The sequence below is a fragment of the Citrobacter sp. Cu231 genome (genome assembly GCF_030332265.1).
GTDB lineage: Bacteria > Pseudomonadota > Gammaproteobacteria > Enterobacterales > Enterobacteriaceae > Citrobacter > Citrobacter meridianamericanus.
This window is the reverse complement of record NZ_JAOWIE010000027.1, coordinates 26,069-49,745: the sequence shown is the minus strand read 5'-3', so window position 1 is coordinate 49,745 and position 23,677 is coordinate 26,069. Positions and strand designations below refer to the sequence as shown.

Annotated in this window: 19 protein-coding genes and 1 pseudogene; 10 read left to right on the top strand and 10 right to left on the bottom strand. The window is 53.1% G+C overall.

Annotation, left to right across the window (positions count from 1 at the left end):
- Positions 1–64 precede the first annotated feature (64 nt).
- Positions 65–952 (bottom strand): threonine/homoserine exporter RhtA, encoded by an 888-nt coding sequence (rhtA, locus tag OGY15_RS02075; protein WP_286537936.1) that lies wholly within the window; start codon positions 950–952, stop codon positions 65–67.
- A gap of 352 nt (positions 953–1,304) precedes the next feature.
- On the opposite strand from rhtA, the gene ompX reads away from it, so the two are divergent.
- On the top strand, positions 1,305–1,820 hold the full coding sequence (gene ompX, locus OGY15_RS02070; protein WP_003035257.1) for an outer membrane protein OmpX: 516 nt from the start codon (positions 1,305–1,307) through the stop codon (positions 1,818–1,820).
- 64 nt (positions 1,821–1,884) lie between these two features.
- Here ompX and OGY15_RS02065 read toward each other — a convergent pair whose 3' ends face one another.
- Together OGY15_RS02065 and mntS are read right to left on the bottom strand one after the other, a co-directional pair.
- Positions 1,885–3,471, bottom strand: a complete 1,587-nt coding sequence (locus OGY15_RS02065) for a phosphoethanolamine transferase (RefSeq protein WP_151219614.1) — start codon at positions 3,469–3,471, stop codon at positions 1,885–1,887.
- Between the two features lie 276 nt (positions 3,472–3,747).
- Positions 3,748–3,876, bottom strand: a complete 129-nt coding sequence (gene mntS, locus OGY15_RS02060; RefSeq protein WP_003831584.1) for a manganase accumulation protein MntS — start codon at positions 3,874–3,876, stop codon at positions 3,748–3,750.
- A 186-nt stretch (positions 3,877–4,062) separates the two neighbouring features.
- Here mntS and mntR point away from each other — a divergent pair, with 186 nt between their 5' ends.
- Positions 4,063–4,536 carry a manganese-binding transcriptional regulator MntR gene (mntR, locus tag OGY15_RS02055; protein WP_187252747.1) on the top strand — a complete coding sequence of 158 codons (474 nt, stop codon included), beginning with the start codon at positions 4,063–4,065 and terminating at the stop codon, positions 4,534–4,536.
- Positions 4,533–5,644, top strand: a pseudogene (locus OGY15_RS02050) (anion transporter). Before mntR ends, OGY15_RS02050 begins: the two are co-directional and overlap by 4 nt.
- Before the next feature lie 61 nt (positions 5,645–5,705).
- On the opposite strand, the gene ldtB reads toward OGY15_RS02050, so the two are convergent.
- A complete protein-coding gene (gene ldtB / locus OGY15_RS02045) occupies positions 5,706–6,626 on the bottom strand; it encodes a L,D-transpeptidase (protein WP_048233825.1) in 921 nt (306 codons plus the stop codon).
- Positions 6,627–6,858: 232 nt separating this feature from the next.
- Here ldtB and OGY15_RS02040 point away from each other — a divergent pair, with 232 nt between their 5' ends.
- On the top strand, positions 6,859–8,454 hold the full coding sequence (locus OGY15_RS02040) for an ABC-F family ATPase (RefSeq protein WP_103768890.1): 1,596 nt from the start codon (positions 6,859–6,861) through the stop codon (positions 8,452–8,454).
- A 143-nt stretch (positions 8,455–8,597) separates the two neighbouring features.
- Here the strand turns inward: OGY15_RS02040 and OGY15_RS02035 are convergent, their stop codons facing one another.
- The 4 genes from OGY15_RS02035 to OGY15_RS02020 all read right to left on the bottom strand — a co-directional run bounded on the left by OGY15_RS02035 (position 8,598) and on the right by OGY15_RS02020 (position 14,355).
- A complete protein-coding gene (locus OGY15_RS02035) occupies positions 8,598–9,860 on the bottom strand; it encodes a DUF1479 domain-containing protein (protein ID WP_286537928.1) in 1,263 nt (420 codons plus the stop codon).
- A 149-nt stretch (positions 9,861–10,009) separates the two neighbouring features.
- Positions 10,010–10,825 (bottom strand): Cof-type HAD-IIB family hydrolase, encoded by an 816-nt coding sequence (locus OGY15_RS02030; RefSeq protein WP_151224996.1) that lies wholly within the window; start codon positions 10,823–10,825, stop codon positions 10,010–10,012.
- 192 nt (positions 10,826–11,017) lie between these two features.
- Positions 11,018–13,450, bottom strand: a complete 2,433-nt coding sequence (locus tag OGY15_RS02025; protein WP_286537924.1) for a glycyl radical protein — start codon at positions 13,448–13,450, stop codon at positions 11,018–11,020.
- Positions 13,451–13,455: 5 nt separating this feature from the next.
- Complete coding sequence (locus OGY15_RS02020) at positions 13,456–14,355, bottom strand: glycyl-radical enzyme activating protein (protein ID WP_151219618.1); 900 nt, start codon at positions 14,353–14,355, stop codon at positions 13,456–13,458.
- Between the two features lie 132 nt (positions 14,356–14,487).
- Between OGY15_RS02020 and fsa the strand changes: the two genes are divergently transcribed.
- Positions 14,488–15,150, top strand: a complete 663-nt coding sequence (gene fsa, locus OGY15_RS02015; protein ID WP_151219619.1) for a fructose-6-phosphate aldolase — start codon at positions 14,488–14,490, stop codon at positions 15,148–15,150.
- Positions 15,151–15,177: 27 nt separating this feature from the next.
- Here fsa and moeB read toward each other — a convergent pair whose 3' ends face one another.
- Both moeB and moeA read right to left on the bottom strand, forming a co-directional pair.
- Positions 15,178–15,927 carry a molybdopterin-synthase adenylyltransferase MoeB gene (gene moeB, locus OGY15_RS02010; protein ID WP_210904866.1) on the bottom strand — a complete coding sequence of 250 codons (750 nt, stop codon included), beginning with the start codon at positions 15,925–15,927 and terminating at the stop codon, positions 15,178–15,180.
- Positions 15,927–17,162 carry a molybdopterin molybdotransferase MoeA gene (moeA, locus tag OGY15_RS02005; RefSeq protein WP_286537918.1) on the bottom strand — a complete coding sequence of 412 codons (1,236 nt, stop codon included), beginning with the start codon at positions 17,160–17,162 and terminating at the stop codon, positions 15,927–15,929. Before moeA ends, moeB begins: the two co-directional genes overlap by 1 nt.
- Positions 17,163–17,338: 176 nt before the next feature.
- On the opposite strand from moeA, the gene OGY15_RS02000 reads away from it, so the two are divergent.
- The 5 genes from OGY15_RS02000 to gsiC all read left to right on the top strand — a co-directional run bounded on the left by OGY15_RS02000 (position 17,339) and on the right by gsiC (position 23,676).
- Positions 17,339–18,127: an aminoglycoside adenylyltransferase family protein gene (locus OGY15_RS02000; protein ID WP_151219622.1), complete on the top strand. Its 789-nt coding sequence runs from the start codon at positions 17,339–17,341 to the stop codon at positions 18,125–18,127.
- A 191-nt stretch (positions 18,128–18,318) separates the two neighbouring features.
- A complete protein-coding gene (gene iaaA / locus OGY15_RS01995; RefSeq protein ID WP_151224999.1) occupies positions 18,319–19,284 on the top strand; it encodes a beta-aspartyl-peptidase in 966 nt (321 codons plus the stop codon).
- Complete coding sequence (gene gsiA, locus OGY15_RS01990; RefSeq protein WP_210904868.1) at positions 19,271–21,142, top strand: glutathione ABC transporter ATP-binding protein GsiA; 1,872 nt, start codon at positions 19,271–19,273, stop codon at positions 21,140–21,142. The genes iaaA and gsiA overlap by 14 nt, the downstream gene beginning before the upstream one ends.
- A gap of 28 nt (positions 21,143–21,170) precedes the next feature.
- Positions 21,171–22,709 (top strand): glutathione ABC transporter substrate-binding protein GsiB, encoded by a 1,539-nt coding sequence (gene gsiB, locus OGY15_RS01985; protein WP_151225001.1) that lies wholly within the window; start codon positions 21,171–21,173, stop codon positions 22,707–22,709.
- A 46-nt stretch (positions 22,710–22,755) separates the two neighbouring features.
- Entirely contained in the window at positions 22,756–23,676 is a 921-nt protein-coding gene (gene gsiC, locus OGY15_RS01980) for a glutathione ABC transporter permease GsiC (RefSeq protein ID WP_151219626.1), read from the top strand.
- Position 23,677 lies beyond the last annotated feature (1 nt).

The window sequence follows — 23,677 nt, the reverse complement described above, 5'->3', positions numbered from 1 at the left end:
TATTACGCAAATTTACAATTGGATATTCTGCATGATTATGCAAACCATGCAGAATATTAAGGGGTTAATTTACGTCAACTTGTTTTATTTGTGGTTCTTTGCGAATAGTGAGCGTAGAACCCATCGATGCGACAATAATGGCGCCCAGCGCAAGCGTCTGAATTAGTGTCAGCGTTTCACCGAGGAAGATCATTCCGGAAACCGCCGCCAGCGCCGGTTCCATGCTCATCAACGTCCCAAAAGTACGCGTTGGCAGTCGCGTCAGCGCAATCATCTCCAGCGAATAGGGAAGCGCAGTAGAGAGGACCGCAACGGCCAGGCCTAATGGCAGAATGGACCAGTGCCACAGGGCATCGCCGACCTGGAGCACACCGATAGGGACAAAAATCAACGCCGCAATTAATGACCCTACCGCAACGGTAGCTGGGCCGTGTTCCGCGCCGGCACGTTGCCCGGTAAGAATATAGATTGCCCAGCAGGCACCAGCCCCCAGCGCCAGCGCAGCACCGGTTAAATCGACGTGAGAAACGTCCTGACCTAATGGCAGCAGGAACCACAGTCCGAGTACAGCCAGTGCAACCCAAATGAAATCCACCGGACGTCGGGATGAAAATAGCGCTACCGCGAGCGGGCCGGTGAACTCCAGCGCCACGGCAATTCCCAGCGGTACGGTCTGAATTGACAGGTAGAAGAGGTAGTTCATCCCGCCCAGCGACAGGCCGTAAAACAATAGAGGAAGACGCTGCTCTTTGGCGAATCGTAAACGCCAGGGTTTAAAGAAGGCGATAAGGATGAGGGTGCCCAGTGCAAGGCGCAGTGCAGTCACCCCCGGCGCGCCAACGAGAGGGAACAGCGATTTTGCCAGAGATGCTCCACTTTGAATGGAGGACATAGCAATCAGCAAAACCAAAATAGGCAACCAGACTGGCGCTTTACGTAACGACCCCGGCATCCTTTCTCCTGTCTAAATATGTCAATAGAAGTAAAACAGCGAGTGTAATGGAAATACACTCATGTGGTTGAGTATTCGTTGAAAAAAAATTGCTCAGTTCCGTACAATGGGATGAAATTGATGGATTAATAATCTGTGTGATTAGGAATAATCTGGATGAATGTGCCATATTGTGCGCGCAATAATGGCAGTTTACGTTAGAAAAGTGATGTTAATTGAAAGAGATAGCGGGTTTCTGAAATGTTCTGTTACATGAAAGACCCCGTTAGACATCGCTAATCGCAAAGAGTTTCCCATTAATTTTTGGTATATTTAAAACTTAAGATTTACTTGAAGCACATTTGAGGTGGTTATGAAAAAAATTGCATGTCTTTCAGCACTGGCCGCTGTTCTGGCTTTCTCCGCAGGTACTGCTGTAGCTGCTACTTCTACCGTTACCGGTGGTTACGCTCAGAGCGATGCTCAGGGCGCAGCGAACAAAATGAACGGTTTTAACCTGAAGTATCGTTACGAGCAGGACAACAACCCGCTGGGTGTTATCGGTTCCTTCACTTACACTGAAAAAGATCGTACCGATGCTTCTGGCGACTACAACAAAACCCAGTACTACGGCATCACTGCTGGCCCGGCTTACCGTCTGAACGACTGGGCGAGCATTTACGGCGTAGTGGGTGTTGGTTACGGTAAATTCCAGAACGCAGCATCCCCGGCTGACAACCACACCACCAGTGACTACGGTTTCTCCTACGGTGCTGGTCTGCAGTTCAACCCGATCGAAAACGTTGCTCTGGACTTCTCCTACGAGCAGAGCCGTATTCGTAGCGTTGACGTTGGCACCTGGATCGCTGGCGTGGGTTACCGCTTCTAATCACTTCGGTGATATAAAAAATCCGCCTCTCGGGGCGGATTTTTTTTGCCTGCAATTTGAGCTGTTAGCGAGATTTGGTCTCGAAGATGTCGGTACCAAGGTGGTTGTAATCCACCTTCTGCAGCTTAAAGTTGGTGATATACACCGGACCGGCCTTTTTCTCTGAGATAAAGCGGTAGCTGTTGGTAATTTCTTTTGCGCTGATCCCCGTCCACTGCGAGAAAAAGCTCAAGAAATCATTCGCTGAGCGACGGGCTTTTATCACCCGATGCGCTTTATCATCGCTCGACAGCACCATGAAAGGCACTTGGAAATTCTGCTGGAACTGATCGTCATGCGCCAGGTACTGCACCTCTTTTCCACGCTCTTTAAAGGCGAGGCCATGATCGGAGAAATAGACCATCGAGAAGCTATTGCCGCTGTTACGTAACTGTTCGTAAAGCTGGCGCAGCAGGTCATCCGTCTGCGTCATGGTGTACAGGTAACAGGAGGTCTCTTTTGACTGGACAAAAGTTTCGTATTTTCCTTGCGTACGGTCGCAGGCCTGCGGATGCGAGCCCATTAAATGCAGTACGATCAGCTGCGGCTGCGTGCGCTCGGTTGCCAGCACCTGGGCGGTCATCTTCAACAGCGCTTCGTCGCGGGTGTTTTTGTCTGCTTCGAAATCACCGTTTTTGAGGAACTGAACTTCATCTGCTCGCTTCGCAATACTGGCAATAGCCGTATCGTATTCACCAATCTGTCCCTGATTGGAAAACCACCACGTCTGGAATCCTGCGCGGTTGGCCAGAGTAACAAAGTTGTCCTGGAACTGGGGCTTATTATCAACTACCCGATTCAGGGTTAAGCCGAGTGATTTTTGCGTAGAACCACTGGCGGCAATGTAATCCGCGAAGATATAGCCGTTAACCGAGCTGGCAAACGGGGTGTTATCCCAGTGGCCGCCAAACGCGCCTAACGCATCGCGGCGGGCGCTTTCACCGATCACCACCACGTAGGTGTGATACTTCGGCTTCACAGCGGTTACCGTCCAGCTGTCTTTGACGCTCGACAGCTTCGCCATACGCTCCTGCTCGTCGAGCACTTCGTTGTTATTGACGATCACGTCCTTGGCAAATCGGAAAACCGGATAGCCGGTATCTTTCAGCTTGAACACGCCACCCCAGGCCAGGTTTTGCACCGGGTTAACAAAGAACGCGACAATGCTGAATAACAAACAAACGCTGTCGAACTTATTCCAGCCGCGCTTTTGTTCATCTTTTTTACGACGTACGGCGATAACACCAAGGGCGAAAATAAACATGCCAACCAGATAGCTGTACCACGGGAAGATGGTCAGAATTTCGGTGGACTCTTCCATATTGGTAGAGTGTAGGGCCAGTAGCGTGTTGAAGTTCGGCGAACCGTATGCCTGGCCGAACGGAAAATACATTGCCGCAATCAGCGAGCAAATGCCAATCAGCGCTTTCTGCGCGCGCGGCGCACTGCGCCACATCAGCATTAATATACAGGTGAAAGCAACGCTATAGAGCAGGCTAAGCGGATAGCCCAGCGCAAGATTGATCAGCAGAGACTGTAAGAAATAGAGGCCAGTCCACGGACTAATCGCCCGGCTGCGAGCAATGATTGAATCTTTGAGGGTTAAATTCATATGCCACTGTTACAAAAACGCCATGTGCTTACCCTGGCGCTAAGGGTCATTGCCTGCCTGAGAGAGCGAGAAGAGGGATAGGGTCCGCATCCGCGAGCCGCAATATACGCAGGGCTGCGAAAAGATAGAGTGTGTGCAAGAGAAGGTCAACTACTACAAAGAAATTGTTTTGCGAGGGACGTGGCAAAACTGACAAAAAGAAGGGTTATTGGCACAAAAACGATCGCTGTATTCGGGTGACCGCAGGAAAAAGAAGCGGCGTACCGCAACGCCGCATTATTTTTCTGAAGGTTTATCCTGCTCTGGTTTGCTGTTAATCATGTCGCACAGCATAGAGATCAGCATTAACCGTACTTTAAAGGGAGAGTGGCTAAACACGCGTATACACCTCTTAAATTCATTCATATAAACCTCCTGACTTCACGATCCCATCAGTCCGTGAGGGATGTCTTTATTATATACAGATATAGCACAGGCTATATTATATAGCTATTGCTAAAACGTTAATTTTTTGTGCCCACGCAACTCTGGTTTACAATGAGCCTTCTCTAATCAGATGCCGTTAACGCGTCACAGTAACGAGGAAGCAGAATGAGTCGTCGCGCAGGTACGCCAACAACAAAAAAAGTGACGCAATTGGTGAATGTCGAAGAACACGTTGAAGGGTTTCGTCAGGTTCGGGAGGCGCATCGCCGCGAGCTGATTGATGACTACGTAGAGCTGATTTCCGATCTCATTATTGAGGTGGGGGAGGCGCGCCAGGTTGATATGGCCGCGCGGCTTGGGGTTTCCCAGCCGACGGTTGCTAAAATGCTTAAGCGCCTGGCTTCCGTCGGGTTGATTGAAATGATCCCCTGGCGGGGCGTGTTTTTAACCGCAGAAGGAGAACGGCTGGCTCAGGAGAGTCGGGAGCGTCATCAGATCGTAGAGAATTTCCTGTTGATTTTAGGCATCAGCCCGGAAATTGCCCGTCGTGACGCGGAAGGAATGGAGCATCACGTCAGTAAGGAAACGCTGGAGGCTTTTAGCCGGTTTACGCAACAGCAAGGAACAGGCTCTGAATGAGTTTCCCTTTACTACGCGCCTTGCAGCGCGATCGCTTTTTCCAGCTGTTAATCATCGTCGGGGTTGCACTGAGCCTGTTCACGCCATTTGCGCCCCGGCTGTGGCCAGGTGCCATTGACTGGCACACGATTATTACGCTTAGCGGCCTGATGTTACTGACCAAAGGGGTCGAGCTCAGCGGCTATTTTGATGTGTTAGGGCGCAAAATGACCCGCCGCTTCAACACAGAACGCCAGGTGGGAATATTTATGGTGCTGGCGGCGGCGCTGCTGTCGACGTTTCTGACCAATGATGTGGCGTTGTTTATTGTTGTTCCGCTGACGATCACCCTGAAAAAATTATGCGCTATTCCGGTGAATCGCCTGATTATCTTTGAGGCGCTGGCGGTTAACGCCGGATCGTTGCTCACGCCAATAGGTAACCCGCAAAACATTCTGATGTGGGGGCCTCTGGCTTGTCATTTGCCGCATTTACCTGGCAAATGGCGCCGCTTGCGGGGGCCATGATGCTGACGCTGGTGGTGCTGTGCTGGTTCAGTTTCCCGAATAAAGCATTGCATTATCACACCGGTACGTCCGCGCCTGACTGGCAACCGCGTCTGGTGTGGAGCTGTCTGGCATTGTATATCGTCTTCCTGGCGGCGTTGGAGTTAAAACAAGAGCTGTGGGGGCTGGCAATCGTCGCTGCAGGGTTCATGGTGCTGGCTCGCCGCGTGATCCTCAGCGTTGACTGGACGTTGCTGTTAGTGTTTATGGCGATGTTTATTGATGTGCACTTGCTGACGCAACTCCCGGCCTTGCAGGGGATCACCCACCAGATTGGCACGCTTTCAGCGCCGGGGCTGTGGTTGACGGCCATTGGCCTGTCGCAGTTTATCAGTAATGTTCCTAGTACAATTTTGCTGCTGAACTACGTCCCGCCGACGCTATTGCTGGCCTGGGCGGTCAATGTGGGCGGCTTTGGGCTGTTGCCGGGATCGCTGGCGAATCTTATTGCTTTGCGCATGGCAAACGACCGCCGGATCTGGTGGCGTTTTCATTGGTATTCGATGCCGATGCTGATATGGGCGGCGCTGGTGGGGTATGGTTTGTTGCTGATGCTGTCATAGCGGCGCAGAGACAATAAAAAAGGCGGATGATTCATCCGCCTTTTTCGTATCAGGTATGTGCTTAGTTCAGACGAACCGGCATACCAGAACGGTTCTGTACCGCCTGCTCAACGACGGCCTGATCGACGTCAGGCTGACCGGTGATGCTGGTAATGCTCTTATTCAGCGTAATTGGTACGATTTCCCCGCCTTCGAACTGTGCTTCAGTGGTAGACAGTGGGTTGTGTACCTCAATGTAACGGCTGCCGTCTGGTTCGGTAGTGGCTTTTACCGGCTCATCGATAAACTGTACGCGGGTGCCGACCGGCACATTTTCAAACAGGAACTTGATGTCGTCGTTACGCAGACGCACGCAACCATGGCTGACGCGTAAGCCGACGCCGAAGTTAGCATTGGTGCCGTGGATAGCGTACAGGCGACCGATATACAGCGCGTACAGCCCCATCGGGTTATCCGGACCTGCCGGAACAACGGCTGGCAGCGGTTCGCCCGCTGCGCGGTATTCCGCATGCATTTTCGCCGTAGGCGTCCAGGTTGGACCCGCTTTTTTACGTTCTACTTTGGTGGTCCAGTTGATTGGCGTGTCTTTGCCCAACTGACCGATACCGATCGGCAGAACAATGACGGTGTTAGTGCCTTTCGGGTAGTAGTACAGACGCATTTCAGCGCTGTTAATCACAATACCTTCATGCACGGTATCCGGCAGGATCAACTGCTGAGGGATGTTCAGCACGGTACCGCCTTTCGGCAGGAAGGTATCCACGCCCGGGTTAGCTTCCAGCATGTTAGACAGACCCATCTGATACTCTGCCGCAAAATATTCCAGCGGTTGGGTGTTGCCTTCAGGAATCGTGATGACCTGGTTTTGGCCAATCAAACGGCTGCCATCGGTAGGCAGCGGGTACGTGACGGCAGAGGCGGTGTTACAAAAACCAACTATTGCGAGTGCCGCCGCGAAAAGCGTTGTTAATTTCATATTCATGTTCATGTATGCGAGATTCAGTGCCAGGCAGGCTAGTGGGTTGAGATTTATGTAGTGTTGGGCACGCATTATATGTGCAATCTGAGCAACAAGGAATTCGGATGTGTACTAAATCACATTTTTTTCCTCACGCTTTCACTTTACCCCTTCAGCATCAAGGCGCGATCTTATCGCAGACTTATGGCATAATAAGCGGTTTGTCACATATTTCTTTCTCTTTCAGGATACGCCAGTGTTAGTTTCCAGCAACGTCACCATGCAGTTCGGCAGTAAGCCGCTGTTTGAAAATATTTCCGTCAAATTTGGCGGCGGCAACCGTTACGGCCTGATTGGCGCGAACGGTAGCGGTAAATCCACTTTTATGAAAATTCTCGGCGGCGACCTCGAACCGACGCTGGGCAACGTTTCCCTCGATCCGAACGAGCGCATCGGTAAGCTACGTCAGGATCAGTTCGCCTTTGAAGAATTCACCGTGCTTGACACTGTCATCATGGGTCACGGTGAACTGTGGGAAGTGAAGCAGGAGCGCGATCGCATTTATGCGCTGGCCGAGATGAGCGAAGAAGACGGCTATAAAGTTGCTGACCTCGAAGTTCAGTATGGCGAAATGGACGGCTATTCTGCGGAAGCGCGTGCGGGTGAACTGCTGCTGGGCGTCGGTATTCCGGTAGAGCAGCATTATGGCCCGATGAGCGAAGTCGCGCCCGGCTGGAAACTGCGTGTGCTTCTGGCACAGGCGCTGTTCTCTAACCCGGACATTCTGCTGCTCGACGAACCAACGAACAACCTGGATATCGACACCATTCGCTGGCTGGAGCAGACACTCAACGAGCGTGACAGCACCATGATCATCATTTCGCACGACCGTCACTTCCTGAACATGGTCTGTACGCACATGGCGGATCTGGACTACGGCGAACTGCGTGTTTATCCGGGTAACTACGACGAATACATGACGGCGGCAACTCAGGCGCGTGAACGTCTGCTGGCCGATAACGCCAAGAAGAAAGCACAGATTGCCGATCTGCAATCCTTCGTCAGTCGCTTTAGCGCCAACGCGTCTAAATCTCGTCAGGCAACCTCTCGTGCGCGCCAGATTGATAAGATTAAGCTTGACGAAGTGAAAGCGTCCAGCCGTCAGAACCCGTTCATCCGCTTCGAACAGGATAAGAAACTGTTCCGTAACGCGCTGGAAGTGGAAGCGCTGGCGAAAGGTTTTGATGAAGGCCCGCTGTTTAAAAACTTTAACCTGCTGCTGGAAGTGGGAGAGAAGGTTGCCATCATTGGTGCCAACGGCGTGGGTAAATCCACCATGCTGAAAACGTTGGTTGGCGATTTGCAGCCAGACAACGGTACCGTGAAGTGGTCTGAGAACGCCCAGGTTGGTTACTACGCGCAGGATCATGAATACGAGTTTGAAAACGATCTGACCGTTTTCGAATGGATGAGCCAGTGGAAACAAGAAGGCGATGATGAGCAGGTTGTGCGCAGCTTCCTTGGTCGTCTGCTGTTCAGCCAGGACGATATCAAGAAACCTGCAAAAGTGCTCTCCGGTGGTGAAAAAGGACGCATGCTGTTCGGTAAGCTGATGATGCAGAAACCGAATATCCTGGTGATGGATGAACCGACCAACCACCTGGATATGGAATCTATCGAGTCGCTGAACATGGCGCTGGAAATGTATCAGGGCACGCTTATCTTCGTTTCTCACGACCGTGAGTTCGTCAGTTCCCTGGCGACCCGCGTGATTGAGATTACGCCGGAACGTGTGATCGACTTCACCGGCAACTACGAAGATTACCTGCGTAGTAAAGGTATTGACGGTTAATTTACCCGTCGTCTTTCGTGTTACAGGTGTGTTGGCTGCACCTGTTCACCCCGGTCACTTACTTATGTAAGCTCCCGGGGATTTACAGGCTGACCGCCTTCCTGTAACGCGAAATACTTAGGGAAAATTGTGTAAGCTACATATTAAATAATCCCCAGCGCGCGTTTACCGTGGATATTCAAATCCTCCAGTGTGAAGCGTCCTTCCCAATGAGTTTCATAATCCTCTCGAGGGAAATCACCTGGCGATGCGCCTTTTTCCAGCGCGGCTTTTACTTTGTGAGCGTAGGCCAGATTCTTTTCGCACATCGGTGCGGCAGGGATATACATCACGTTGCCCCAACCTTGTTGATTTTCTACCGGCGCGACGGAGTGAATAACATCACAATGCCACCAGACGGAATCTCCGGCTTCCAGTTGTGGAATGCTGGTTAGCGCTTCAATCAGCAGCGGATGCCATTGCGCGGAAATCGGCAGGACTCTGCCGGGCGCTACGCCGCAAAGTTCATCTTCCGGCACATCGTCAAGCAATGGGCGTAACAGCACATACGCCATCGCTTCAGGAATAGGGACCACATGCAACAATCCCTGACCGGGCAGCATATCGGATAATGCAGTCCAGCCCTGGAAGGTACGGAATACTGAACATTTGGTGGTGTTATCCACGGTGTACTCTTCTACTTCGGTGCGATGCGCAGCCTGCCACGGATCGTACTCTTCCAGTTTACCATTGAAAACATTCGCAAAAACCTGCTGATATGCCGGCAGAAGCCAACGTTCCAGCGCGCCGGAATCCGTATGCGCGCCCAACCCTTTGGACGTTGTTCCCGGCGGACGACGACGTATGCGGTCAGGGTAGATAACGCTGACATCCGGGTTAAACCATTGTTTCCCTTCGCTTGTAAACGTCCACAGGCGATTAAGGAATGACTGTGCATTGGCCATTTCTTCGCTCTGGCGGGCCTGCATCTGCGCCTGGGACCAGTAGATGGGGTAGATCTCCGGGCGGGATGCGCTGAGGGTGCCAAAAAAGTTATCACCGGGGCCTTTGTAGACCTCATCAAAATGGTTGCGATCCAGGTAATCGAGCATCGACTGATCCCATGCCAGCGCCTGTTCGCGGGGGAAATGCCCCTTAATAACCGCGCATCCGCGACGCTTAATTTCTTCACGCTGCTCTGCACTCACGCGACCCGCTTTGATATCCGCATAGGACAACACAGGCCATACCGGGGTGCCTTGCGCTTTGAGGGCGTTGATTTCCGCCACGCGGGTGGCAATGGCATCGCTCAGCTGGTTGAAGATCAACTGAACATCCCCAAGCTGTGCCCGCAGTTGCTGTTTCATCTGACGGATTGCCGCTTTGTGATCGGCAGGCAACGTGTCGCTGGTAAAAGTAAAAGCCATAACCACCTCGCATTAACTTTCATTCGAAACTAAATTTGATTGCAAGTGATAATATAAGTTAAAAATTAGTTAATGCAAGTTTAAAAATATGCTGGTGTGCGCAAAGTGAGAATAGAGTGAAAGCCGGGGCGAGCGCCCCGGTTATGGGATCAGCTGTTAAAAGGGGAGGTGTTGTCCAGCACCGCCTGAATCACGTTCAGCGCGCCTTGATGGTTATTGTCATCGGTCTGATAGCGGGCAATCGATTTGATGCTCTCTGCCGCATTGGCCATGGCGAAAGAGTAGTGCGCCATCTTCAACATTTCCGCGTCGTTACCGCTATCGCCAATGGCGACTACGTTTTGCGGTGACAGGTTCCAGCGTTTTAACAAACGGCTGATTCCGTTAGCTTTATGTAAGCCGGGAATTATCAGGTCGATAAACCCAAAGCCGCTGGTGACAGGCTTCATGATGCCATCAAGAGCAGTATGCAGGTGATCGATAACCAACGGGATTTGTTGGTCGGGTAAATTCAGCGAGAACTTGAACAGCACATCGTTGATGTCCTGATAATCCTTTACGGGTTTCAGGCGATGGTAGTGTTTTGCCATCAACGCGACAAAGGACTCTGGGGCATTTTCGCTCACGTAGGCGCTTTGCAGTCCACAGGCCACAAAGTTGAGCTGCTTATCTTTGAGCAGTTCGCCAATGACAATGCGTGATTCGTGGCGGGTAAGCTCACCGTGAAACAGCTGTTTGCCGTGTTCAAACACCAGTGCCCCGTTCTCGGCGACAAAAGAGATCTCATCTTTGAGCTCCGGGAAGAAGGATATTAGCTGGTAATACTGGTTGCCGCTGGCCACGACAAATTCAATATCTCGTTTTTTCAGTTCCTGATACTGCGCCATAAAGCGTACGCGATCGTAATGCTTGGCGTCGTCGAGAAAAGTTCCGTCCATGTCTGTGACGATAACTTTGATGGTCATACTTGCTCCTGGCTCATAACTGCGACCTGAAACATTTTAATAACAATGTGAGCTAAAGCACAAATTTAATTTCGAATGAAAGAGGGAGAGGGGCGATTGAGTGGGCCGGATAAGCAACTGCGCCATCCGGCAGTGGTGAGGGATGAGAACCGGATGTCGGTACGAGTACCTAATCCGGCTCACTGACCTTGCTTATAACATATGTTCAGTACGGGCGATGATATCGTCCTGCGCATCCGGAGACAGCGCGGTGAAGAAGGCGGAATAACCCGCTACACGCACCACCAGATCACGGTACTGATCCGGGTGTTTTTTGGCTTCAAGCAGCGTTTCACGAGAAACGATGTTGTACTGAATATGCCAACCTTTGTGCTCTTCAAAGAAGGTACGCAGCAAAATCATCAGCTTCTGTTTATCAGACTCATTTTCCAGCGTGGCCGGGTTCAGCTTCTGATTTAACAGCACGCCACCGAGGATTGAACCAGTAGGCAGTTTACCCACCGAGCCAATTACCGCCGTTGGACCGAGATGGTCCGTACCGGAGGCCGGGCTTGCGCCTTCTGCCAGCGGGGTGTGCGCTTTACGGCCATCCGGCGTTGCCATGGTTGCCGCGCCGAACGGTACGTTTGCAGAGATAGACGAGGTCCCGGCGTAGTAGTTGCCGCCAACCGGACCACGGCCGTAACGCGGGTTGTGATACAGCTTCAGTTCGTCAATGTAAGTCTGATAAGCGCGGGCCAGCAGCGCATCAACGCTATCGTCATCGTTGCCGTACTTTGGCGCACCGTTGATCAGGCGTTGGCGCAACTGCTCGTGGGTCAGACCATCAAAATCATCGGCCAGCGCGGCGGCCAGCTGTTGTTGGCCGATAGCCCCCTGCTCGAAGACCAGTTTTTTCACTGCAGCCAGGCTGTTGCCGAGGTTGGCGATACCCACCTGCAGGCCGGATACCCAGTCATACTTCGCGCCACCTTGCTTAATACTTTTCGCACGTTCAATACAGTCATCTACCAGCGCGGAGCACAGAATATCGTGTACGTTTTCTTCCAGCATGGTGTCGACGACATACTCTATTTCGATGGATTTGCGCGTGTAATAGCGGATCTGCGTATCCCAGGCGTCCATCACTTCATCGAAATTATTAAAGTTGCCAGCTGAGAGCGCTTTCTCTTGCGGCAGGAATACTTTGCCGCTGGTGGCATCGCGTCCGCCTTCCAGCGCCGCCAGCATTACGCGGGCAAAGTTTATAAAACTCATGCCGGTGCAGCGGTAGCCCCATTTGCCGCCAACGGCGGTTTCGATGCAACCAATAGCCGCGTAGTCATAGGCGTCCTGCGGTTCAATGCCCAGCTTAATGAATTCCGGAATGACGATTTCGTCGTTGTTAAAGGCTGGCATCCCGAAGCCGCAACGGATCACCTGTACGCAGGCATCCAGGAAGTCATTACTCATCCCCGCATGATAACGCACGCTGAGATTCGGCTGAGTGGAACGCAGTCTGCCACAGGACTCCAGAATGGCGTAGGAGAGCGGGTTGACGGCATCCATCGCCTGACCGTTGACCAGGTTCTGGCCACCAATGGTCACGTTCTGATACAGCGGGCTGCCCGCCGAGGCTTTCGAGTGGGAGCCGGAGCGGATTTTGTTCACTTCCAGCAGCTTCAGCCAGCAGCTGTGCAACAGCTCAATGGCGTGCTCACGATCGAGACTCTGGTTCAGTTCTACGTCACGACGATAGAACGGATAGAGGTACTGATCCATACGACCAAATGATACCGAGTGACCGTTCGATTCAATTTGCAGGATTAGCTGGATGAAGTAGCACAACTGTAGCGCCTGCCAGAACGTTTTTGGCGGTTCATGGGCGATGACATCGCAGTTTTCCGCCATGGTCAGCAATTCATCACGGCGGCTGGTGCGCGTTTCTGTGGACGCCATTTTACGTGCCAGTGCGGCAAAGCGCTCAATGTGCAGACTGACGGCTTCCAGCACAATATCAATCGCTTTCAGGAACTGATCGCCATGGAGGTCTTGCAGACAAGTCAGATTGATGCGGGAACGACGTTCATCGACTTTATGGCGCAGGCCGTCGAGACCTTTTTCCAGCAATAGCGGGAAGTTCACCGCCAGGTGCGCGTCACCGGAGGTCATATTACCTTCAGCTTTGATAATGCCTGTTTCCAGCAGCCCTTTTTGTTCGTCAGTAAACATGCCGTAGCAGCGATCCTGTACGGTCTGACCGCGCCACCACGGACACACTTCGTGCAATGCGCGCTTGTTCTCTTCACTTACCGCGAAACCTGCGCCAGGCCTGTCGGCAAGATCGTCGATCTCTTTTTCAATCCAGGAGACGGTGTATTCCGGGAAGATTGGCGCGGCGCGTACTTCGCTTGCCTGGTTACCGATGATTAGCTCGTCATGCTTGATCCAGATAGTGCGTTCCGCCAGGTGATGAGCCAGTGCCAGCGCGCGGCGAACCGGGATGGGTTTATCCAGATGCTGCTGATACATCTCGGTATAGTGCTGGGCGCGCTCGGTACAAACCGGTGGTTTCACAATGTGGATCAGGGCCGTTTTATGCGCTTTGATACGGTCGCTAAGTGTGTCCAGTTTCAGAGTGGTCATGGCGATTATCCTCGTAGGGTCGCGGTTAAACCTTTAAGGCTGGCGTACTGCTGGGCAAATTCGAGCAGCGCAGGCGCATCAAGCGGTTTATCCGGGGCATTGTAGGGTTGATTGAGTAAGTGGTATTTGTTGATGCCCAGCGTGTGGTAGGGCAAAAAATGGATCTCTCCGACGTGGAGTTCGTCGGCGGCAAAATCGGTAATGGCCTGAATAGCCGCTTCGTCAGCATTGAATCCCTGAATCAGCGGGACGCGGATAATTATTTTTTTACCGGCGGCGGCCAGTTTTTTCAGGTTTTCCAGCACGCGAGAGGCGCTGCCATCAGTCCACTGTTTAAACGGCGCATCGGCGACATGTTTTAAATCGGCCAGGAACAGATCAACGTAAGGTAACGAAGGTTCGATATACTTCCATGGAACATGCAGACAAGTCTCTACCGCAGTATGAATGCCCGCCTCGTGGCTGGCCTGGAATAATTTAGCCGCCAGCTCTGGCTGCATAAACGGTTCGCCACCGGAAAGAGTGAGCCCCCCACCGCTGCGATCGTAAAACGGTTTATCACGTAATACGGTCGCCATGATGTCATCCACGCTTTTTACCTCTCCACAGACGGTCAGCGCCTGGGTAGGGCAGCAGTGGGTCAGCGCCGTCAGAGCATTATCGGTCAGTTTTTCGCGATGAATCAGCAACCCGCTCAGCGCCCGCTCAATCACTGCCGGTGCTGCCTTAGCACAAAGATCGCAACCATCGAGGCACAGACGTGCGTCATAAAGCAGATCCTGCGTCCGGGCGCGACTTTCCGGATTCTGACACCACCGACAGCCCAGGGAACATCCCTTAAAAAACACCACGGTGCGGATACCGGGACCATCATGAGTGGAATAGCGCTGGATATTAAAAATCATAAGCGGCCTCTTTTCTTTCATATAAAGATTAAATTACTTTCGAATGAAAGTTATATTGACGTGCGTCAACTAACCGTGAGGTTTCGCCGTGCTACCTTTTATTCATGCTAATTATTCGTTTGAGGAAAGGTTATGGAACTCTATTTAGATACGTCTGACGTTGCCGCAGTTAAAACGCTGGCGCGTGTTTTTCCGCTGGCAGGGGTGACCACTAACCCAAGCATTGTGGCGGCAGGTAAGCAAACGCTGGATGTGTTACTGCCGCAACTGCAGGACGCAATGGGCGGGCAAGGACGTCTGTTTGCTCAGGTAATGGCGACCACCGCCGAAGGGATGGTCAGCGATGCGCGTAAACTGCGGGCAATCATCGCGGATATCGTCGTGAAAGTGCCGGTTACGGCAGAAGGTCTGACGGCGATTAAGTTGCTGAAAGAAGAAGGTATCCCGACGCTGGGTACTGCGGTTTACGGTGCTGCTCAGGGGCTTTTAGCTGCGCTTGCGGGGGCGGAATATGTCGCGCCATACGTTAACCGCGTGGATGCTCAGGGGGGAGATGGCATTCAAACGGTGACCGATCTGCAGGCCTTATTGAAAATGCATGCCCCACACGCCAAAGTGCTGGCCGCCAGTTTCAAAACGCCGCGTCAGGCGCTGGATTGCCTGCTGGTGGGCTGTGAGTCCATCACGCTGCCGTTGGATGTCGCTCAACAGATGATAAGCTCTCCGGCTGTTGATGCTGCCGTAGCCAAGTTCGAGCATGACTGGCAGAGCGCATTTGGCCGTACTTCTATTTAAGCCAGAGTGCCGGGACTCCTCCCGGCATTATTGCCCGCAGACCTCACACCCTGGATTACGCATCAGTTTCATTTCACGAAACTGGCAGGTCATGGCGTCGTACATGACGATTTTTCCAGATGCCGGTTTACCGTAGTTTGCCAGCAGCTTAATGGCTTCCATCGCCTGTAACGATCCGATTACCCCGATCAGGGGAGCCATTACGCCGGCCTCTACGCAGGTCAGGGCGTTTTCACCGAACAGGCGGCTCAGACAACGGTAGCAGGGCTCGCCTTCCTGATACGTAAAGACGGTAATTTGTCCTTCCATGCGGATTGCCGCACCAGAAACCAGCGGAATCTTCGCGACATAGCATCCGGCATTCAGCTGATTACGAATGCTGACGTTATCCGTACAGTCCAGCACCAAATCGTGTTCGGCGATAAGTCTGTGAATCTCACTATCGTCCAGTAGCGCATTCACTGGCGTAGTGGCGACATAGGGGTTAATCCGCGCCAGGGCGTCGCGGGCGGATAGCACTTTCGGCTGTCCAACGGTTGCATCGCTGTGCAGCGTCTGACGTTGGAGATTTGACACGGAGACCGTGTCAAAGTCGAGCAGGGTTAAATTTCCGACGCCTGCGCCCGCAAGATACTGAGTTGCCGCGCATCCCAGTCCGCCCAGACCAACGACCAGTACCCGAGCCTCCTTGAGCGCTTCCTGACCTTCGAAATCGAAGCCGCGTAGAATGATTTGCCGGTTATAGCGCATCATCTCCTGGTCGCTGAGTTCTGCCATTACAGGCCTCCAAACAGTGCGTTAAACGGCTCGACCTCAACCCATTCTCCGGCTTCGACGTTACCACGATCGCGTTCCAGCACGATAAAACAGTTGCCCATGCTAAAGGAGCTAAAAATATGTGAGCCCTGATGTCCGGTGGTGGTGACTTCCAGTTCACCTTCTGCATTGCGCTGCAATACACCGCGCTGAAAATCCAGACGGCCAGGCGTTTTCTTCAGGCGTGATGCGGTGCGCACGCGCTGGCGTGGAGGCAGTCCACAGGCGGTGTTACCGCTGAGTTTTGCCAGTAGCGGTTGGACCAGTTGATAAAAGGTGAGGGCCGCAGACACCGGGTTACCCGGCAGGCCGCAAAACCAGCTATTGCTCAGTTTGCCAAAGGCGAACGGTTTGCCCGGTTTGATGGCCAGCTTCCAGAAGGCGATTTCTCCCAGCTCTTCCAGAATAGTTTTGGTGTAATCCGCTTCGCCAACTGAAACACCACCGGAGCTGATAACGACGTCAGCCTGGCTGTCGGCTTCGATAAAAGCGGCGCGCAACGCGTTGGGATCGTCGCGAATAATTCCTAAGTTGATCACCTCGCAGCCTAACTGCTGCAGCATAAGGTGAACGGTCAGACGGTTAGTGTCATAAATCTGTCCGTCCTCCAGCGGCTGACCAGGCAATTGCAGTTCATCGCCGGTGGAAAACAGCGCCACGCGGACTTTGCGCACAACGGGGGCATCGGCAATACCGAGCGAAGCCAGCACAGGAAGCTCGGCAGTTGTCAGGCGAGTCCCGGCGGGAAACACCACCGCGCCGTTTGCAATATCTTCACCGCGCAGACGTATATTTTGCCCACTGCGGACTTTGGCGGTAAAGCGCACACCGTCGTCCGTTTGTTCCGTTTGTTCCTGCATCACTACTGCTTCGCAACCGGCAGGAACCGGGGCACCGGTCATAATGCGGATGCAGGTTCCCGCAGGCCATTCGCCATGGAAAGGCTGACCAGCAAAGGCATTACCCGCTACCGCAAGAGGCTGCTCAGTGTGTAAATCGGCTAATCGCACCGCATAGCCATCCATTGCCGAGTTATCGAATCCCGGGACATCAATCGGGGAGACGATGTCGGTGGCCAGAATGCGGCCAAAGCATTCAACCAGTGGTAGCGTTTCGACGGCGGTGAGCGGGGTGATACGCGAAAGCATCTGAGAGAGAGCCGTTTCAAGCGGCATCAGTCCGGCGGTAAATTCCATGAGAAGACTCCTGCGAGGCAAAATCGAATCCGCTTATTATGTCAGAAAATGGACGCGGACAGTATGCCACCTCAGACTTAGGATCAGATATGCTCCAGGTTTTATGCCAGAAGTAGCGTGACAGAAAAAATGCAGTATAGACTCACTATTTCCGCTCTTTTTCCCCTGGGGGCTAGATGACTAATATTATCCCGAACGCAATTCGACGACAGGTGGATGCCGCCAGTACGCTCATCCGCCAGATTTTCGAAGGCAATCTTGTCGCCATTCATTTGTATGGTTCTGCTGTTGAAGGCGGCTTAAAACCCCAAAGCGATATAGATTTGTTGGTCACCTTACGTAAACCAATGGATGCCTGGCAAAGAAAAAAAGTGATGCAGGATTTGTTGAACATCTCTGCACCTCCCGGCACCTCAGAGCAATATCGCGCGCTGGAAGTCACCATCATTCTCTACTCGCAGGTTGTACCCTGGCGATTCCCACCTGCGAGGGAGATGCAGTTTGGCGAATGGTTGCGTGATGATATCTGCGCTGGCGTGTTTGAACCGGCGCAGGAAGATCCCGATCTTTCTATTCTGCTGGCCCAGGCCCGGCGCGCCAGCATACCGTTATTCGGCGAACCCGCTGAGACGTTATTCAACGTAATTCCTTTTACCGATGTCGTGCAAACATTCCGACATATTCTTGAGATGTGGCAGACACCGGACGATTTAATAGGGGACGAGCGTAATATCATCCTTGCTCTGGCACGCATCTGGTATAGCGTGGTTACGGGCAATATTGTCGCTAAAGATGAGGCTGCGTCCTGGCTCATACCGCAATTACCCGTTGAGCACGCTGGTACGCTGCAAGCTGCGCGTGCGGAATACCTGGGGTTAACCAAACAGAACTGGGCTGCGTGTATGCCGTCTGTTGAACGCTTTGTGTTTTATGCAAAAAAACAGATTACCGATCGCTTGAATTAATTTATTCAATAACGTCGAGGAATCTTTTTTCTGTTGAACACCGCTGCATGACCTGATGCGATGGGGTGTGCGGGGCGGGCCTTTACCTTTACATGACGTCTGCATCTTTCTATATTCAAAAATCGAATCAATATGCTACAGAAATTCTGATATTTATAACCCCGGAACGAGCCACCTTATGGACGAATAAAATGGGTAAAGCAGTCATTGCAATTCACGGCGGCGCAGGGGCTATCACCCGCGCGCAGCTGAGCCAGGAGCAAGAGTTGCGTTATATACAGGCGCTGTCGGATATCGTTGAAACCGGCCAGCGGATGCTTGAAGACGGTCGTAGCGCACTGGATGTGGTTACCGAAGCCGTACGTTTGCTGGAAGAGTGTCCGTTGTTTAACGCCGGAATTGGCGCGGTGTATACCCGTGATGAAACCCATGAGCTGGACGCCTGCGTGATGGACGGTAATACGCTGAACGCTGGTGCCGTCGCCGGGGTAAGCCATTTGCGAAACCCGATTCTCGCAGCGCGCCTGGTGATGGAACGCAGCCCCCACGTCATGATGATTGGTGAAGGGGCAGAAAATTTTGCCATTGCGCAGGGTATGGCGCGTGTTTCGGCGGATATTTTCTCGACGCCAGAACGCTACGCACAGCTGCTGGCAGCGCAAGCGGTGGGGGATACGGTGCTGGATCACAGCGCGACTCCGCTGGATGAAAACAACAAAATGGGTACCGTGGGTGCGGTTGCGCTGGATATGTTTGGCAATCTGGCGGCGGCAACTTCGACCGGCGGGATGACCAACAAATTACCGGGGCGGGTGGGTGATAGTCCGCTGGTCGGCGCAGGCTGTTATGCCAATAACGCAAGTGTGGCTGTCTCCTGCACCGGAACCGGTGAAGTTTTTATTCGTGCGCTGGCGGCCTATGACATTGCGGCGTTGATGGATTATGGCGGTTTGAGTTTATCAGAGGCGTGTGAGCGCGTAGTGATGGAAAAATTACCGGCACTCGGTGGTAGCGGCGGTTTAATTGCCATCGATCATGAGGGCAATGTTGCTTTGCCGTTTAACAGCGAAGGCATGTACCGCGCCTGGGGATACGCAGGCGATACGCCCACTACCGGTATTTATCGGGAAAAAGGAGATACCGTTGCCACACAGTGATGAGCTTGATGCCAGTGATGTGCTGTCCGTCAGCAACCTGAATATTGCCTTTGAACAGGAGCAGCAGCGCATTAGCGCGGTGCGCAATCTGTCGTTTCGCCTGAAGCGTGGCGAAACGCTGGCGATAGTGGGCGAGTCTGGTTCAGGAAAGTCGGTCACGGCCTTGTCGCTGATGCGTCTGATTGAACAGTCAGGCGGTGAGGTGAGCTGCGATGAAATGCTTCTTCGACGCCGTAATCGACAGGTTATTGAGCTGGGTGAACAGAGCGCATCGCAGATGCGTCACGTACGGGGCGCGGATATTGCCATGATCTTCCAGGAGCCCATGACATCGCTCAATCCGGTATTTACCGTGGGTGAGCAAATTGCCGAGTCAATCCGCTTGCATCAGGGAGCCAGCCACGAAGAGGCGATGGTGGAAGCTAAACGGATGCTCGACCAGGTGCGTATCCCTGAGGCGAAGGCGATTTTGTCGCGCTATCCGCACCAGCTTTCCGGCGGCATGCGTCAGCGGGTGATGATCGCCATGGCGCTGTCGTGCCGCCCTGCGGTTTTGATTGCCGATGAACCTACCACCGCGCTGGACGTGACGATTCAGGCGCAGATCCTGCAACTGATAAAAGTGTTGCAGCAGGATATGTCGATGGGGGTGATTTTTATTACCCATGACATGGGCGTGGTGGCGGATATTGCCGACCGTGTGCTGGTGATGTATCAGGGCGAGGCGGTAGAAACCGGCAGCGTAGAGCAGATTTTTCATGCTCCCCAACATCCTTACACCAAAGCACTGCTGGCAGCCGTGCCGCAGCTTGGGGCGATGAGCGGACAAGCCTATCCGCGCCGGTTTCCGCTCATTTCGTTACACGATCCCAGTCATATAGAGCCCCAGACTGAACAGGATACCGTGGTTGAAGGCGAGCCAATTCTACAGGTACGTAACCTGGTGACGCGATTTCCTCTGCGTAGCGGCATTTTTAATCGGGTCACTCGCGAGGTGCATGCGGTAGAAAACGTCAGCTTTGACCTGTGGCCCGGAGAAACGCTCTCGTTGGTGGGCGAGTCGGGATGTGGGAAATCCACCACCGGGCGCGCGCTGCTGCGCCTTGTCGAGTCTCAGCGCGGAGAAATCATTTTTAATGGACAGCGTATTGATACTCTGGCCGCCAGTAAATTACAGCCGTTGCGTCGGGATATTCAGTTTATTTTTCAGGACCCGTATGCTTCACTCGATCCACGTCAGACGGTGGGATATTCCATTTTAGAGCCGCTACGGGTCCATGGATTACTGCAAGGTGATGCGGCGGCAAAACGGGTTGCATGGCTGCTGGAACGCGTAGGATTGCTCCCTGAGCATGCCTGGCGCTATCCGCACGAGTTTTCCGGTGGTCAGCGTCAGCGTATCTGCATTGCCCGGGCGCTGGCGCTCAATCCCAAAGTGATTATTGCCGATGAGTCCGTCTCGGCGCTGGATGTCTCAATTCGTGGGCAAATTATCAACCTGTTGCTCGACCTGCAGCGGGAAATGGGGATCGCGTACCTGTTTATTTCCCACGACATGGCGGTGGTGGAGCGCATTAGTCATCGTGTGGCGGTGATGTATCTTGGACAAATCGTTGAGATTGGCCCCCGACGCGCGGTGTTTGAAAATCCGCAGCACCCGTACACCCGCAAACTGATGGCGGCAGTCCCGGTCGCCGATCCATCGCATCACCGACCGCAGCGTGTGCTGTTGTCGGATGATATCCCCAGCAATATTCGCAAACGCGGTGAAGATATTTCCCCCGTTTCACTCCAGTTAGTGGGCCCGGGGCATTATGTTGCGCGCGGGCAGCCAGACAATGCGCTTTCGCGTTTATAACAGGCAGGCAGGGTTTAAGGAGAATAACATGACAAAAATTGTTGCTCGGAAATGGCTGGTTGCTGTGGGAGTGGCCTCTGCGCTGGCCGCATCGCCTGGCTGGGCCGCCAAAGACGTAGTGGTGGCGGTAGGATCCAATTTCACCACGCTCGACCCCTATGACGCGAACGACACGTTGTCGCAGGCAGTAGCGAAGTCGTTTTATCAGGGACTGTTTGGCCTTGATAAAGAGATGAAGCTGAAAAATGTGCTGGCGGAGAGCTATACGGTTTCTGATGATGGCCTGACTTACACTCTTAAGCTGCGTCAGGGCGTGAAATTTCAGGATGGCACCGACTTCAACGCCGAGGCAGTTAAAGCTAACCTCGACCGGGCCAGCAATCCGGAGAATCGTCTGAAACGCTACAACCTGTATAAGAATATCGATAAAACCGAGGTTGTCGATCCGTCAACGGTGAAGATTACGCTGAAGCAGCCGTTCTCTGCATTTATCAATATCCTGGCGCACCCGGCAACGGCGATGATTTCTCCCGCCGCGTTGGAGAAATATGGCAAGGAGATTGGTTTCCACCCTGTCGGCACCGGGCCATATCAACTTGATACCTGGAATCAGACGGATTTTGTGAGGGTTAAGAAGTTCGCGGGTTACTGGCAGCAAGGGCTGCCAAAGCTGGACACGATTACCTGGCGTCCGGTGACCGACAACAACACGCGCGCGGCCATGCTACAGACCGGGGAAGCCCAGTTTGCCTTCCCGATCCCTTACGAGCAGGCGGCGTTACTGGCGAAGAACAAAAACCTGGAACTGGTGGCGAGTCCGTCTATCATGCAGCGTTATATCAGCATGAACGTCACGCAAAAACCGTTCGATAACCCGAAGGTGCGTGAGGCGCTGAATTATGCCATCAACCGTCAGGCGCTGGTGAAAGTGGCGTTTGCCGGTTACGCGACGCCGGCAACGGGCGTTCTTCCGCCATCGATAGCTTACGCGCAAAGTTATACGCCATGGCCATACGATCCGGCGAAAGCGCGCGAGCTGCTGAAAGAAGCGGGTTATCCGAACGGTTTTACTACCACGCTGTGGTCTTCGCATAACCACAGTACCGCGCAGAAAGTACTGCAATTTACCCAGCAGCAGCTGGCGCAGGTGGGTATTAAGGCACAGGTGACGGCGATGGATGCTGGTCAGCGCGCCGCGGAAGTCGAGGGTAAAGCGCAGAAAGAGAGCGGGGTGCGGATGTTCTACACCGGCTGGTCTGCCTCTACCGGGGAAGCGGACTGGGCGCTGTCACCGCTGTTTGCATCACAAAACTGGCCGCCAACGTTGTTTAATACGGCGTTCTACAGCAATAAGCAGGTGGACAGTGATTTAGCGGCGGCATTGCAAACCAACGATCCGGCGCAGAAAGCGAAGCTGTACAAGGATGCGCAGGATATCATCTGGAAAGAGTCGCCGTGGATCCCGCTGGTTGTGGAAAAACTGATTTCGGCGCACAGCACCAGACTGACCGGGTTCTGGATCATGCCGGATACCGGATTTAGCTTTGATGATGCGGATTTAAAATAAGCGATTCATTCGGCCCCGCAAACCAGGGGCCGGCGAAGGGAGCGTGATGCTTAACTATGTTTTCAAGCGCCTGCTGGGGTTGATTCCAACGCTGTTGATTGTTGCGGTGCTGGTGTTTTTATTTGTTCACCTGCTACCCGGCGATCCGGCACGGTTGATTGCCGGACCGGAAGCCGACGCCGAGGTGATCGAACTGGTGCGTACGCAGTTGGGTCTGGACCAGCCGCTGCATATTCAGTTCTGGCATTACATGACCAACGTGTTGCAAGGTGACTTCGGGATCTCGATGGTTTCTCGTCGCCCGGTTGCAGAAGAGATAGCCAGTCGTTTTATGCCGTCGCTATGGCTGACCATTGCCAGTATGGCGTGGGCGGTGTTATTTGGCATGACGGCAGGGATTATCGCTGCGGTATGGCGCAATCGCTGGCCGGACAGATTGAGTATGACGCTGGCGGTCACCGGGATCTCTTTTCCGGCTTTTGCGCTCGGTATGCTGCTCATGCAGATATTCTCCGTTGAGCTTGGGTGGTTGCCAACCGTTGGCGCTGACACCTGGCTGCACTATATCCTTCCGTCAATTACGCTGGGTGCGGCGGTGGCCGCGGTGTTAGCCCGGTTTACTCGCGCATCGTTCGTCGATGTGCTCGGTGAAGACTATATGCGTACCGCGCGGGCCAAAGGGGTGAGTGAAACCTGGGTAGTATTAAAACATGGTTTGCGTAATGCGATGATCCCAGTGGTCACCATGATGGGGCTACAGTTTGGCTTTTTGCTTGGCGGTTCTATTGTGGTTGAGAAGGTGTTCAACTGGCCTGGTCTTGGGCGACTGTTGGTGGACTCAGTCGAAATGCGTGACTACCCGGTGATTCAGGCCGAGGTGTTGTTGTTTTCTCTGGAGTTTATTCTTATTAACTTAGTGGTGGATGTGCTTTACGCCGCCATTAATCCGGCTATCAGGTACAAGTAAG